This is a genomic window from Pseudogemmobacter sp. TB195 (assembly GCF_058313095.1).
In genome coordinates this window covers 242,154-256,370 of record NZ_JBZEGG010000001.1, presented here as the reverse complement: position 1 = coordinate 256,370, position 14,217 = coordinate 242,154, and the positions used below count along the sequence as shown (strand labels likewise).

The 14,217-nt window shown below is 63.6% G+C and carries 13 protein-coding genes; 7 read left to right on the top strand and 6 right to left on the bottom strand.

Features of this window, described 5'->3' with window-relative positions; all coding sequences use genetic code 11:
- Positions 1–4: 4 nt before the first annotated feature.
- Genes AC4FS3_RS01245 through AC4FS3_RS01230 form a run of 4 tightly spaced genes read left to right on the top strand, consistent with a single transcriptional unit; the run spans position 5 to position 5,383 of the window.
- On the top strand, positions 5–1,918 hold the full coding sequence (locus tag AC4FS3_RS01245) for a beta-N-acetylhexosaminidase (protein WP_491019015.1): 1,914 nt from the start codon (positions 5–7) through the stop codon (positions 1,916–1,918).
- Between the two features lie 9 nt (positions 1,919–1,927).
- Positions 1,928–3,361, top strand: a complete 1,434-nt coding sequence (locus tag AC4FS3_RS01240; RefSeq protein ID WP_491019014.1) for a M81 family metallopeptidase — start codon at positions 1,928–1,930, stop codon at positions 3,359–3,361.
- 1 nt (position 3,362) lies between these two features.
- Positions 3,363–4,628, top strand: coding sequence for an MFS transporter (locus AC4FS3_RS01235; protein ID WP_491019013.1), 1,266 nt, complete (start codon positions 3,363–3,365; stop codon positions 4,626–4,628).
- Complete coding sequence (locus AC4FS3_RS01230; protein ID WP_491019012.1) at positions 4,625–5,383, top strand: copper homeostasis protein CutC; 759 nt, start codon at positions 4,625–4,627, stop codon at positions 5,381–5,383. Before AC4FS3_RS01235 ends, AC4FS3_RS01230 begins: the two co-directional genes overlap by 4 nt.
- Here AC4FS3_RS01230 and nagB read toward each other — a convergent pair.
- Both nagB and AC4FS3_RS01220 read right to left on the bottom strand, forming a co-directional pair.
- Positions 5,341–6,120, bottom strand: a complete 780-nt coding sequence (nagB, locus tag AC4FS3_RS01225; RefSeq protein WP_491019011.1) for a glucosamine-6-phosphate deaminase — start codon at positions 6,118–6,120, stop codon at positions 5,341–5,343. The genes AC4FS3_RS01230 and nagB overlap by 43 nt on opposite strands.
- 18 nt (positions 6,121–6,138) lie before the next feature.
- On the bottom strand, positions 6,139–6,531 hold the full coding sequence (locus AC4FS3_RS01220; RefSeq protein WP_491019010.1) for a RidA family protein: 393 nt from the start codon (positions 6,529–6,531) through the stop codon (positions 6,139–6,141).
- A 238-nt stretch (positions 6,532–6,769) separates the two neighbouring features.
- On the opposite strand from AC4FS3_RS01220, the gene AC4FS3_RS01215 reads away from it, so the two are divergent.
- The 3 genes from AC4FS3_RS01215 (at position 6,770) to AC4FS3_RS01205 (ending at position 8,113) form a co-directional block, all read left to right on the top strand.
- A complete protein-coding gene (locus AC4FS3_RS01215) occupies positions 6,770–6,928 on the top strand; it encodes a hypothetical protein (protein WP_491019009.1) in 159 nt (52 codons plus the stop codon).
- Positions 6,925–7,374 carry an ATP-binding cassette domain-containing protein gene (locus AC4FS3_RS01210; protein WP_491019008.1) on the top strand — a complete coding sequence of 150 codons (450 nt, stop codon included), beginning with the start codon at positions 6,925–6,927 and terminating at the stop codon, positions 7,372–7,374. The genes AC4FS3_RS01215 and AC4FS3_RS01210 overlap by 4 nt, the downstream gene beginning before the upstream one ends.
- A 274-nt stretch (positions 7,375–7,648) precedes the next feature.
- Positions 7,649–8,113, top strand: a complete 465-nt coding sequence (locus AC4FS3_RS01205) for a hypothetical protein (RefSeq protein ID WP_491019007.1) — start codon at positions 7,649–7,651, stop codon at positions 8,111–8,113.
- A gap of 476 nt (positions 8,114–8,589) precedes the next feature.
- Here the strand turns inward: AC4FS3_RS01205 and AC4FS3_RS01200 are convergent, their stop codons facing one another.
- From AC4FS3_RS01200 to AC4FS3_RS01185, 4 genes are all read right to left on the bottom strand, one after another.
- On the bottom strand, positions 8,590–9,930 hold the full coding sequence (locus tag AC4FS3_RS01200; RefSeq protein ID WP_491019006.1) for a sugar ABC transporter substrate-binding protein: 1,341 nt from the start codon (positions 9,928–9,930) through the stop codon (positions 8,590–8,592).
- 65 nt (positions 9,931–9,995) lie between these two features.
- Positions 9,996–11,339 (bottom strand): sugar ABC transporter substrate-binding protein, encoded by a 1,344-nt coding sequence (locus AC4FS3_RS01195; protein ID WP_491019005.1) that lies wholly within the window; start codon positions 11,337–11,339, stop codon positions 9,996–9,998.
- Between the two features lie 105 nt (positions 11,340–11,444).
- Positions 11,445–12,782 (bottom strand): sugar ABC transporter substrate-binding protein, encoded by a 1,338-nt coding sequence (locus AC4FS3_RS01190; RefSeq protein ID WP_491019004.1) that lies wholly within the window; start codon positions 12,780–12,782, stop codon positions 11,445–11,447.
- Positions 12,783–12,813: 31 nt separating this feature from the next.
- Entirely contained in the window at positions 12,814–14,217 is a 1,404-nt protein-coding gene (locus AC4FS3_RS01185; RefSeq protein ID WP_491019003.1) for an NtaA/DmoA family FMN-dependent monooxygenase, read from the bottom strand.

The window sequence follows — 14,217 nt, the reverse complement described above, 5'->3', positions numbered from 1 at the left end:
TGCGATGTATCTCCTGGAAAATTCCTGGTCCGAAATGCCACTGCCCGCCGGGACCTGGTCGCTGCGGCTGACCAACCTGTCCGATGAGGCGCTGGAGGGCTTTACCCTCTCGCTGAGCTCGATCACCCGCGTGCTGGCGGATCACGAGATCACCGGCGCGAGGCTATTGTTGCGCAATGCGAATTTCCACCAGATCGCGCCGCCCGAAGGGCTGGTTGTCGCGCCGGGCAACAGCTGGTCATTCGAGATCACCGGCCTGAACCGCTCGCCGTTTCACCGCAATGACGCGGCCAAAACCGCCTGGGTCACGCTTGCGGATCGCCGTCATCTTCCCTGTTTGGTCGGGGATCTGATGCTGCAATCCGCCACGCCCGGATATCCGCCGCCGCGCCTGCCCGAGGGGCGGCTGACGCTGCCCTTCGCGCTTATGCCCTGGCCGAATGCGATCACGGCGGAACCCGGGCCAGAGGCGGATCCTCCGCCGGTTATCCTGCATCTCGCGCCCGGAACCAGCCTCGCGGATCAGCGTCTTGCGCTGTCGGTGTCTGATCTGCAGCGCCGGCTGTTCCCGGCGGGGCGCCGGATCCTGCAGCTTTCGCCCGTGCCCGGATCGCGTGAAGTGGCGTTTGCCTATAGCGCCGCGATCCCTGAAGAGGGCTTCCGTCTTGATTTCGACCCGGTGATCACGCTTACGGCAAGCTCGGCGCTCGGGCGGCGCTATGGGCTGATCGCGCTGGCGCAGATGCTGCATGCTGCGATCAGTGACCCGAAGTTCCGCTTCCCCGCGACCGGCCATATCGAGGATGCGCCGCGCTATGGCTGGCGCGGCTGCCATCTGGATTGTGCGCGGCATTTCTGGCGGTTTGATCAGGTCTGCCGCGTGGTCGATATCATGGCCTGGAACCGGTTCAACCGCTTTCACTGGCATCTGACCGATGACGAGGCCTGGCGGGCCGAGATCCGCGCTTACCCGCAGCTGACCGCGATTGGCGCCACCCGTGCCGCCGGTCTGCCTGCGATGCGGCCACAGCTTGGGGATGGGCCCGGGGCTGCGACGGGTCATTACAGCCAGGATGAGATGCGCGCCCTGGTGGCCCATGCCGGGGCGCTTGGGATCGAGGTCATGCCCGAGATCGAGACGCCGGGCCATGCCGCCTGTGTCATCGCCGCGCTGCCGCAACTGGCCGATCCGGACGAGCCGCCGGAAAGCTATCATCCGGTTCAGGGCTTCCCCAATAACGGCTTCAACCCCGGTATCCCTGAGACATTCACGGTGCTGGAAACCATCATCGACGAGCTATGTGCGATTTTCCCGTCGCGCTGGTTCCATATCGGCGGCGATGAGGTGGCGCGCAATGCCTGGCTCGACAGTCCGCGCGCCCGGGTGCTGATGCAGCGCGAGGGGCTTGCCGGAACGCTCAATCTGCAAAGCTGGTTCCTGCGCCGGATCAAGGCGATGCTCGAGGCGCGGGGCAAGATCCTTGTCGGCTGGAACGAGGTCGCGCAGGGCGGAGGGGTGCCTCCGGAGAACACGCTCCTGATGGCCTGGGAAAGGCCCGAGATCGGGATCGCGCTGGCGCGGCAGGGCTATGACGTGGTGATGGTGCCGGGCCAGGCCTATTATCTCGACATGGTGCAGGGGCCGGACTGGCTGGAAAATGGCGCCGGCTGGGCCGGGCCGGTGACGCCCGAACAATGCTATTCTTACGAGGCGGCGGGCGATTTTCCGCCCGAACTGGCGCATCATATGACAGGTGTTCAGGCCTGTATCTGGTGCGAGCATTTCACCTCTGACGCCTGGTTCAACGATCTTGTTTTCCCGCGGCTTCTGGCGGTGGCCGAGGCGGGCTGGACCCTGCCGGAGAATAAGGACTGGCTGCGCTTTGCCGCCCAGGCCCGGCTGCACCCGACACTGTAAGAGGCTGAAATGCGCATCGCCGTCGGCGGCATCCATACCGAATGTTCCACCTCTTCGCCGGTGCTGATGCAGGCAGAGGATTTCCGTGTGCTGCGCGGGGCAGAGCTGACAGAAAGCGATTACTTCGCCTTTCTGCGCCACCATCCTGTTGAAATCGCGCCGCTCTTTCATGCGCGTGCGGTGCCGGGTGGCCCGGTCTCGCGCGCGGTATACGAGGCGTTCCGGGCCGGGTTTCTGGCACGTCTCGAGGCAGCGAAGCCCTTTGATGCGGTTTACCTCGCGATGCATGGCGCGATGAAGGTCGAAGGCCTGTGGGATGCCGAGGGCGACTGGTTTCAGGCAGTGCGGCAGGCGGTCGGGCCGGATATGCTGATCGCCACCAGTTACGATCTGCATGGGAATGTCTCGGCGAAAGTGGTCGATCAGATCGACATTTTCGCAGCCTATCGCACCGCACCGCATATCGACACGCCCGAGACGATGGAGGCGGCTTTTGCGATGCTCCTGCGCGCTCTGCAAACCGGCGTGCGGCCCGGCGTTTTGCGGGTGCCGGTGCCGCTTTTACTGCCCGGCGAGCGGACTTCGACCGGGGACGAGCCGGCACGGTCTTTATACGCCGCGCTGCCTGCGCGCGAGGGAGCCGGCATCTGGCGCGCGGATCTGATGATTGGTTATGTCTGGGCCGATGAGCCGCGCGCCACCGCCTGCGCCATGGTGACGGGCACCGACGCTGCGGCGATGGCGGCTGCGGGGACACAGATCGCCGGTGATTTCTGGGCCGCGCGTGACCGGTTCCATTCCGGCGCAAAAACAGGGCCGCTTGAGGAGATGCTGGATATCGCGGCTGTGGTGGGAACGCAGCCGGTGATCCTCGCCGACAGTGGTGACAACCCGACCGGCGGCGGGGTGGGGGACCGTGCCGATGTGCTCGCCGCCCTGATCGCGCGCGGTTGGCAGGGGGCGCTGGTCGCGGGCATCACCGACCGGCCTGCGGTCGAGGCCTGTTTCAAAGCCGGGGCCGGCGCGCGGCTGCCGCTCCGGATCGGGGCGAGCCTTGACCCGGCCGGTGCCGTCGTCGCGACCATGGCCGAGGTGGTCTTGCTTGATGGCGGCGACGATCCTGGTGCGCGTCAGGCGGTGGTGCGGATCGGCGGTATCACCCTTGTGCTGGCGGCGCGGCGGCGGCCCTATCATACGCTCGCGGATTTCGACCGGCTCGGGCTGGATCCTCGCGCGGCAGGGCTGCTTGTGGTGAAATCGGGCTATCTTTCGCCAGAACTTGCACCGCTGGCGCGGCCGAACCTGATGGCGCTGACTGATGGCGTTGTCAGCCAGGACATCGCAGCCCTTGCCAATCACCACCGGTCGCTGCGGGTGCTGCCCTTTGACCCGGGCGCAGATTACCAGCCTGTGCCCGAAATCTCGCAGCGGTTCAGGTGTTAAGATGAACCCCTGGATTTCTACCCTTCGCCGCCATCGGGTCGTGCGCGCCTCGGCCGCCGCGATCTTTCTTTACGGGTTTGCAGGGGCGGCGACCGTGCCCTATCAGGCGCTGGTCGGCATCCGCGAGCTGGGGCTGAGCGATGGTCAATATGCGCTGATCGCGCTGGCGGCCTCGATCACCAATGTCCTGCTGGCGATCGGGTTCGGCCTGATCTCGGATCGGTTCCAGAGCTATCGCCGCCCGCTGATCTTCGTCGCCTCATTCGGGATCATCGGCTATGGCATGATCTGGGCTGTGCCCTCGGCGCTGACTTTTGCCACTGCGATGATCGCGCCGCTGGCGCTGTTCCATGCGACGAATTCGATGCTGTTCGGCAATGTCCGCGCCCAGACCGCGCGGTTCCAGCCGGAAGAGGCCGCTATCGTCAACGCGTTGATGCGGATGATGATTTCTTTGTCATGGGTATTGGTGCCGGGCGCGGTCGGGCTGATCCTTGCCGGGCAAAAGACGATGATCGGATCCTACCTGATCGCGGCGCTTCTGGCAGCGGCCTGTCTTGCCACGATCCTGTTCTGGCTGGAGCCCGACCACAAGCCGCGCCCGGAAACCACGGTCGAGGGCGGCACCGGCACCTCACGCCTGGCGCCGACCACCGGGCGTGCGGACCGGCCCGCCCAGGTCCGCATGGCAGGCGCGAGCTTTGCCGGTATCGCGCGGCTTTTGCATCCCGGCATCCTCAGCCGCGTGCTGGGCGTGGCGCTGATCAGCCAGGTGCTGCATGTCAATTCAGCCGTGTTGCCGCTGATCCTGACCGGCCAGGCCGGGGGTGAGGCGGGCACGGTCGGCAAGATCGTCGGCATGGTCGCAGCACTTGAGGTCATCTTCATGTTTTTCTGGGCGCGGATGACGCGCTCCATGGCACTTGTGCCTGCGCTGGCGATCACTGCGGCGCTTTATCTGGTCTATCTGACCGCGCTGGCATTCGCAGGGGCGGTCTGGCAGATCTGGGTCGCAAGCCTGATCGCGGGCTTTGCCGCCGCCGGGATTATCTCGCTGCCGATCAGCTATCTGCTGGATATGATCCGGGACCGGCCGGGGCTTTCGGCCTCGCTGATCGCAGTGAATATGTTCCTTGGCGGCGCCTTTGGCGCGGCGGTCTTCGCCTTTGGCACCTGGATCGGCGGCTATCCGGCGGCCTCGATCCTGTCGGGCGTGGCGGGCGTGCTGGGCGCCGGTTTGCTTTTGGGGCTGGAGGGACGGAGATGACCCGGATCATACTGGAAATCTGTGTCGATGACGCGGCGGGGATCCAGGCCGCGCGTGAGGGCGGCGCCGACCGGATCGAGCTTTGCGCGGCGCTGGCCGTTGGCGGGCTGACGCCATCGGCGGGGCTGATCGCGCTGGCGGCAGATTGCGACCTGCCGGTAATGGCGATGATCCGACCGCGCGCCGGGGATTTCTGCTGGACCGGGCTCGAGCTTGAGGCTTCGGTCGCCGAGATCCGCGCCTGCCGCGCTGCCGGGCTCGCCGGGGTGGTGATCGGCGCCTCGCTGCCCGACGGGCGGCTGGATGAAGCGGCGCTGCGCCGCCTGGTCGCAGAGGCGTCCGGCCTGGAGATTACCCTTCACCGCGCTGTTGATCTGACGCCCGACCCCGATCAGGCGATGCGGCTGGTGAAGGCGCTCGGCATCCGCCGGGTGCTGTCATCGGGAGGGGCTTTGACCGCGCTTGCAGGGATCGCGCGGCTCAGGGCGATGGAACGGGCGGCACCCGGGGTGAGGGTGATGCCAGGCGGCGGGGTTTCGGCGGAAAACGCGGATGCCCTGGCGGCGGCGCTGGATCTGCGCGAAATCCATGCTTCGGGATCAGCGCCGCTGCCGCTGCCTGTGCTGGCGGCTGTGGCGGAATTCGGCTTTCAGCCTGCAGGCGCGCGCAGGACTGACCGGGCAAAGGTTGCGGCGCTCAGGGCAAAGCTGGATCAGATTTCGGCTTCGCGCCCGTCCGGATGCACCAGCTCGTAATAGTCACGCAGTCGCAGCGCGCCCGCCGCCGCGCGGTCGATCACCACCGTCACCTTGCGGTGCAATTGCAGGGCAGAAGCCGGGCAGGCGGCGGTCAGCGGCCCTTCGATCATCGCGGCCACCACCTGGGCTTTGGCCGCGCCGTAAGCCAGCAAAAGCACCTCTGACGCGCGGGCGATGGTGCCGATCCCCATGGTGATCGCAAGGCGCGGCACATCCCCGCGGTGGGCGAAGAACCGCGCATTGGCATCGCGGGTCGAACGGGTCAGCGTCTTGATCCTTGTGAGCGAATTCAGGCTGGAGGTCGGCTCGTTAAAGCCGATATGCCCGTTCAGCCCGAGGCCAAGGAGTTGCAGCCCGATATCGCCGGCACCCCGGATCGCGGCCTCATAGCGCGCAGCCTCGGCCTCGGGGTCAGGGGCATCGCCGCGCGGCAGATGGGCGCGGCCCGGGTCGATATCGACATGGTCGAACAGGTGGTGGCGCATGTAATGCCAGTAGGAACAGGGGTGATCGGGCGCGAGGCCGACATATTCATCAAGGTTGAAACTGGTGACCCCGGCAAAGCTGAGCCCCGCCTCGCGGTGGTCCCGGATCAGGCGCGCATAAACCGCCTCCATCGTGCCACCTGTCGCAAGGCCCAGCACCATTTCGGGCTTTTCGCGCAGCCGTTCGGCGATCAGCCCCGCCGCGCGGTCGGTCGCCGCGCCCGCATCGGGAAGGATCAGAACCTTCATGCCCGTCTCCTCAGCCCGTTAAAGGGGTTTCCAGGCGATGGCGTCGATCTCGATCTTCGCATCGACCATCAGCCGCGATTCCACGGTTGAACGCGCCGGCGGGTGGTCGATGAAATGGTTCTCGAACACCGCGTTAAAACTGGTGAAATCGCGCGGATCTTCCAGCCAGCAGGTGACCTTGATCACATCCTCCAGCCCGCAACCGGCGAGTTTCAGCACCGCTTTCAGGTTTTCGATCACCGCCTCGGTCTGGGCGATGATGCCACCCTGGACGACCTCGCCATCGATTGTGGGGACCTGGCCCGAGACATGGACATAGTCCCCGGCCCGGACGGCGCGGGCAAATGGGCGGCGGCTGCCGCCGGCCTGAGGATCGGCGATATCATAGCGGATGAGTCGAGGATCGGCCATTTCAGCCCTGCCATTGGAAATACTTTTCATATCAATCGGTAGTTTCAGCGAATCTTCAAGCATGAATCGCGGATCTTAGGCTTTCATGTGAAACTGGATTTCATGAATTCAGTCGGGGGCTGGACACTTGCACTTCGCCGCCGGCCCTTGGGTGGATTGCCCTGATAAATTACACGGGGACAGGTGGAAATTCGCCCCCGACCTTGCCTGACGCCAGCCTGTCCAGCCGAAAAGAGACATGACGATCCTCACCCCCCTCATTCTCCGGCCGCGCCTGGCCGCCGGTGCGGATCTGATGCTCATCGGGAGCCGCCGCGCGCTTCTGCAATCGGTGGCGCTCCATTCCGGCACCGCGCTGAGCCTCGTGACCAATCGCGGCATGCTCGGGGCTTATTGAGCGGCCTCCTGGCCTGGCTCGACCTGACCGACCGCTTTCTCGATCAGCTCTCCGGCGGTCAGCGGCAACGTGCCTTTATGGCGAAGGTTCTGGCCCAGAAGACCGATTACACTCTGCTGGATGAGCCACTGAACAATCTGGATGTGAAGAATGCCCGCGCCATGATGCTGGCCTTGCGAAAGGCGGTCAGGGCGCTGAACAAGACTGGAGTGATCGTGCCGAATGGCATCAATTTCGCCTCAGTTCATTCCGACCGGTTCATCGCGATGCAGGCCGGACACGTAATCCGCGAAGCCAGCGTGAGCGAGATCCACGATAAGGAGATCGAGGCGCTCGAGATCGAAAACCGCCGATTTGCCGTCTATTATGGCGCGTTGCTTTCGCATTGCGGCGGAGTTTCGCCTATCATTGGCCAGCCCTTACCCGTCTGGCGGGTGTGCCCGTGACAGACAGACCGGACCTCTTTCTGACCAAAGACCAGGGCGCCGCGCTGTTCGAGGATGCTGAACCGCCATTACCATTGAAATTGGGGGCGGATGACCGCGCCTTTTTCCTTTATTCTGGCAATCAATGACGCGGTCGACACAGGTCCTGTCGCAGAGGTTGTTGATTTCGGCCCGGTTCACCAGACCCTCGACCGCAGGCGGCTGATATTCGGTGAAGAGGTCCAGTCCCGCATAGCACGCGATGGTTTTATTGGTCGTGGCATCTATGTGGCCAATGACCTTTGCCGCCTTGATCGAGCCGCCAAAGGTAAAGGCGCTGCCCTCCGGCCTGTGCTGCGCCTCGATGGCCAGCACGCCGCCGAGAGGGGATCCAGAATCCATGGCGCGCCAGCTGTCGGTGCCGGCGTCGTTCACTTTGATCCTGCTTTGCGAGCAGCGTGCGCAAATTGCCGCCCTTCCGGCCCGGGATGCCCTTAAAGCTCTGGTCACCTCAGAGAAGCCCGAAAGAGCCCGACAGACCCTCGACCGGTTCAGGCCGCGACTGGACATAAAGCTCAATATTTCTGGCTTTTTCGGCCACCGGGCCGAAGGTCAGATCGTCATAGGTGCCGTCCGTGTCGTATCAGTCGACGCCGGCGGTGATCATATTCGTATCCGACAGGTGGGAGCGGTTTTCTGCCCGCGCCGAGCAGGTCTGGTGCTGCGTATTCTGGCGGAGCAAGGGCTGCGGCGTACCTGATCCGGGTCGAAGGTGAAATTCGAACGCTGGGGCCGCGGCGTGGCCGGACAGCTCGACCGGTGACCTTCGGGGGGCTTATCGGCCAGTTCTACTGGTGCCGGTTTTGTCATCCTTGCCCTGATTGCGTTTGTCTTAAAGCAACCATTCGAAGCCGATATCGTGGCCGGAAAGTGTTCCGGTTTCAGCAGCAGCACTTCCATACGGAAGATCCCGTGATGTCGCGTCGGGAACAGGCGCGGCCTGTTCAGCGCCCGCTCCGCCGCGATCACCTTTTGCGCCGTTCCGTTCCGGGTCGGACCGCACCGCGCCCGTTCAGCGCATGCTCGACCGTGCCTGTGCCAGCCGCCCAGGCGCGGCTATCTCGCGAAAAGTTGGTTTGCGCAGAATCCGGGCCTGGTTCGGTCACCAAGGGCCGTGGTCCGGGCGGTGAGGCAAGCTGTTCACCGCCCGGCGTGAGTGTTGATTGAAGACTGCGCTCAGGCCGCTTTATGCGGCGAGGGGCCGTCGAATTTGATTTTGTAGTGATCGGCATATTCCGCGCGCAGCTGATCCCATTCGCCATTGTCGCGCGCCGCGAGATAAGGTGCCGGATATTCCCAGCCCTCGGGGCGGTCGACCCCGGCCCAGGCCTTGTCGACATCCAGCGGGAAGACCTCGGCCTGCGGGTCCCAGTCATCGGGATGCAGAACTTTAGAAATCTTGCGATAATCAAAGGGATCAAGGCCGTTCGTATCGACATAGCGTTCGATGTAGCCTTCGACATTCTCCGCCGTCACCGTCAGCGAGCGCCAGTTCAGCAGCCGCTCAGACGCGCGCGGCACCCAGCCGTGGCTGACATCATAGATGCGCCCGGTCAGGATCGCCGCCGCATAGGCGGGGCTGTTCCCCGAAGTCGCCAGCTGTTTGCCGTCACGGATCGCCTGGGCGCCAAGGCTGGTGCCATCGGCGCCGACCACGAGGATATCCTCGCCCGGGCGCAGACCGGCGGCCTGGATTGCCGCAATGGCGCCCTGGGCCACATCGTCATTCTGCGCCACGACGCCTTTCAGGCCGGGGTGGCGCGTCAGGAGGTCTTCGGTGGCCTTCAGCGAATCTTCGCGGTTCCATTTGCCCGGCAGCGTGTCGACCAGCCTTGTCTTCGGGAAGTCGCGGAACGCGTCGTCCCGCCCGCGCGAGCGTTGCAGATCGGTCAGATTGCCATTGGTGCCGGTCACGCCGACGATATCACCGCCACCGAATTTTTCGGTCACAGCCGCCAGCAGTTTTGCGGTCACCGCGCGATGGGCCTCGAATTCTTCGGGCACGGTGTAAAGCGTCCAGTAATCCGAGGCTTCGAACGGGGTGAACCAGGGCAGGCTGTCCCAGACATTGGCGACCCAGACTTTGTTTTCTTCGGCCAGCCGGCTCACGCCCCGGATGGTACCGCCATCGGCCAGGTTGAAGATCCCGGCCTGCACACCCGAGGTTACCTGTTGTTCGAACTGGTTGAACTGGCGTTCGCCGTCGAACTGGCTGTCGAGCCCGGCATACGAGAAATCCAGCGCTTTGGTCGCAGATTCAAAGGCGCCATTCAGGATCTGGTTATATTCATTCGACATGAAGGCCGAGATGAAGGCCAGTTTGCCATTCCTCGAGGCCAGCGCGACATTCGGCATTCCCGCCGCCGCCGCAAAGGCCGAGGCTGCGGCCCCGGCCGATGCCATCGCGAGGAAATCGCGCCGCGATACACCATGGGTGTCGAGGCGCTCCATATGACGCCCGACGGCTTTCGGGTCATCAAGATCGCGCATCCAGCGCGGCAGGCTGATTTTGCCCATTTCCATATCCTTTTGTTCTGTTCTGCCGGGGCTGCGTATTGCCCGCAGCCCGGGCCTCTGGCGGTTCAGGCCGATTTGTTCGGCGAAGGCCCGTCGAATTTTATTTTGTTGCGCGCGGCATAATCCTCGCGAACCGCGTCGAACTCGCCCTTCGCCTTTGCCTCGGCGAGAGGCGCGGGCAGGGTCCAGCCTTCGGGGCGCGGATAGCCTTTCCAGATCTCTTCGGTCTCGGCGGGGTAGACATAGGCCTGGGGATCCCAGTCCTCCGGGTTCAGGACGCGCGAGAATTTGCGGAAATCAAAGGGGTCAACGCCGTTATTGTCGACATAACGCTCGACATAGGCATCGACATTGTCCTTCGTCACCACGGTCGGTTTCCAGAACAGCTGACGTTCTGCCGCGCGCGGTTTCCAGCCATTCGCCACATCATAAAGCCAGCTGGTCAGGAAGGCGCCGGTGAAGACCGGGCTGTTGCCGCTGGTCGAGGTCTGCAGCCCCTCCTGGATTGCCTTTGCCCCCAGCGAGGTGCCATCCGCCCCGCCGACGAAGAAGTCCTCGCCCGGCCTGAGCCCGGCATTCCTGAGCGCGGTCAGCGCCCCCTGGGCCTCGTCATCGTTCTGCGCGACGATCCCCCTCAGCTTGCCGTTGCGGGTCAGAAGATCCTCGGTTGCACGCAGGGATTCCTCGCGCAGCCATTTGCCCGGCAGCTCGTCGGTCTGGCGGATACTCGGGAATTCCTCCAGCGCCAGATTGCGGCCTGCATTGCGCGAGATTTCGCACCAGTTGCCGGGGGTGCCGGTCAGCGCCGCGACCTCGCCCTCGCCGAATTTGTCGGTCACGGCCTGATAGACGGCGCGGGCGACGCCGCGATGGGCCTCGTCCTCATGCGGGTTCAGATAGACGGTGAAATAGTCGCCAACATCAAAGGGGGTGAACCAGGGCACGCTGTCCCAGATCGCGGCGAAAAAGGTCTGGTTGTCTTCGGCAAACTGCCCGGCACGGCGCAAAGCCGATCCGTCGAGGATGTTGAAGAACCCGCCGATCGCCTGTTCGGTGCCCAACTGTTCAAACTGCGACAGCTGCCGCCCGGAATCGATCTGGCCGTCGAAAAAGCTGTAATTCAGCCCAAGCGCAGATGCCGCTTTTTCGGCACCGAGGCTGACGAGCTGATTATATTCGGTGCTGGCGCTCCAGGCCAGATAGGCCACTTTGTTCGACCCCGAGGCCACCGCGACATTGGGCATCCCAAGTGCCGCAGCCGCCGCGCTGGCCGCCACACCGGCCGAGGCGAGCGACAGGAAATCGCGGCGCGAGACGCCACTGGTATCAAGCCGCTCCATATGGCGGTCGATGACCTTTTTCTGCGAGAAATCGGGCAGATGCCGGGGGTTAAAGCTTTTGCGGACCATGATGGCCTCCGTGAGGGTGCAACCGGCCACATCGCACCGCGACCTGCGGGCGAAGGGCCTGGAAAAAGCGGGGGGAGCCCGGCCCGTTACGGGCCGGGATGGGGGTCAGGCCTTGTTCGGCGAAGGCCCGTCATATTTGATTTTGTAGTGTTCGGCATATTCCGCCGCGACTGCAGCACTTTCGCCATTCTCGCGCGCGGCGACATAGGCGGCGGGGTATTCATACCCCTCGGGCTTGTCGATCCCGGCGAAGTTATTGTCGATATCCAGCGGATAGACCTCGTTCTGCGGATCCCAGTCTTCCGGGTGCAGCACTTTCGACATGCGTTTGTAATCAAACGGTTCGACATCGCCATTGTCGACATAGCGTTCGATCCAGCCGTCGATGTTCGACTGATCCAGTGTCACGGTATGCCAGTTCAGCAGCCGTTCCGGCGCGCGCGGCACCCAGCCATTCAGCACATCATAGATCCGGGTGGTGAAAAGGGCCGCCGCAAAGGCGCCGGTATTGCCTTTGGTTGCCAGAAGTTCGCCGCTCTTGACCGCTTTTGAGCCGAGCCCGGTGCCCGAGGTGCCAACGACCAGGACATCCTCGCCCGGGCGCAGACCGGCGGCCTTCAGCGCCGCGATGGAGCCAAGTGCGATATCGTCGTCCTGGGTCACGATGCCGACGACATTGGGGTTGCGGGTCAGCAGATCTTCGGTCGCCTTCAGCGCATCTTCGCGGTTCCACAAACCCGGAAGCTCATCAACCAGCTTCGTTTTCGGGAACTTCTCGAAAGCCTGATCGCGGCCCCGGTTGCGTTGCAGCTCCAGCAGGCTGCCTTTCGATCCGGTCACGCCGATGATATCGCCGCCGCCGAATTTCTTGGTGACTTCTGCCAGCAGCACTTCGGTGATTTCGCGATGCGCCGTGACCTCTTCGGAAACCGCGAACAGGGTGTAATATTCATCCGCATCAAAGGGGGTGAACCAGGGCAGGCTGTCCCAGACATTGGCGACATAGATCTTGTTTTGCGAGGCGACCCGCGAGATCCCCTTGATCGCGCTGCCATCCGCCAGATTGAAGATCACGCCATTGGTGCCGCCGGCGACCTGGCTTTCAAACTGGTTATATTGCTTTTCGCCATCAAGCGAGCTGTCGAAGGAGCTGTAATTCAGCCCGAGGACCTCACCCGCCTTTTTCGCGGTGCGGTCAAAGGTCTGGTTCCATTCATTGATCAGGAAGCCGGTGAGATAGGCGAATTTGCCGTTTTCCGAGGCAATCGCGGTGGCGGGCAGGCCGAGATAGGCTGCCCCTGCCGCTGCCGCAGCACTTGCCGAGGCAAAGGACAGGAAATCGCGCCGCGACACGCCGCTGGTGTCGAGCCGCTCCATATGGGCGTCGATCACCTTGCGGCTGGTGAAGTCGGGCATCCGACGGGCGAGGTCTTTGAAGTTCATAGCGTAGTGCCTTGGCTCAGGTTGGTAAAAGTTACTCTGCGGGGACGGGCGCGGCTTTTGCGACGGGCGCTGCGGATGTCGCAAACGCACCGCGATAGCGGCTGGCCGGGTGGCGGGTGTTGACGCGGGCGCCCTCGCTGAGGATTTTCTCGCGATAGGTGCCGGGGGCGTAGTCGCGCTGCGCCAGGCCGCGTTTTTGCAGCTCCGGCACCACATGTTCGGCAAATTCCAGGAACGACGCCGGCAGGCGGTGATAGCTGACATTGACGCCGTCAATCCCGGCCTCCTGCCAGACTTCCAGCGCATCGGCGATGCTTTCCGGCGTGCCGATGATATTGCCGGCTTTGGCATAGACCTGGCCCAGATCGCGCACTTTCGGGATGACGCCGGGGTTCGAATCCTCAAAGGCGCGGACCACGCCCTGAACGCCCTCAATCTCCAGCTCTTTCACCGGGCGTTCGGGATCCAGCACGCCCAGATCAATGCCCAGATCGCGACTGAGATGGGCGAGGTAGCCATCGAGGCTGACATCCTCGGCAATGTCACGCGCCTTGCGTGCCGCCTCTTCCTCGGTCGAGCCGATGATGAAGCTCATGCCCTGGATATATTTCAGATCGCCGATCTTGCGCCCGGCCTCGACCAGATAGCGGTTGGTTTCTTCGATCTGGCGGCGCGCGCCTTCGGGCTTTTGCGCGACGATATAGGTGCCCTCGGCGTTCCTTGCGGCAAAAGCGCGGCCAGCGGTCGATGACCCGGCCTGGAACAGCAGTGGCACCCGCTGCGGCGAGGGTTGCGACAGATGGGGCCCAAGCACCTTGTAACGCTTGCCCTCATGATGGATGCGGTGGATTTTCGCCGGATCGGCGTAGCGGTTGCCTTTCTTATCGGCCAGCACCGCGCCCTCGTCCCAGGAGCCTTCCCAGAGCTTATAGACCACGTCGATATATTCATCGGCCCAGGCGTAACGCTCGTCATGTTTGACGATGCGGTCGAGCCCGAAATTCTGCGCGGCGTTATGGCTGACAGAGGTCACGAGGTTCCAGCCGATCCGCCCTTTCGACAGGTGATCCAGGGTCGAGATCTTGCGGGCAAAATTGAACGGATGTTCCTGCAGGATCGACGAGGTCAGCGTCAGGCCCAGCTGATCCGTCGCGCCGATCAGCGCGGCAATCAGCGCGCCGGAATCGTTGATCGGGATCTGCACCGCCTCTTCGATATAGGTCTCCCATCCGCCCTTATAGGCCGGGTCGACCCCGATGATGTCAGCGGAAAAGAGCGCGTCGAACTTGGCGGCCTCCAGCGCTTTTGCCAGCGTGGTCCAGGTGTTCAGATCGTTGAATTCGGTTTGCAGCGTATCATCGCGGCGCCAGAGGCCGTGATGGATATGCGAGACGGAATTCATCACGAACCCGTTGAGGATAAGACGTTTGGTCAT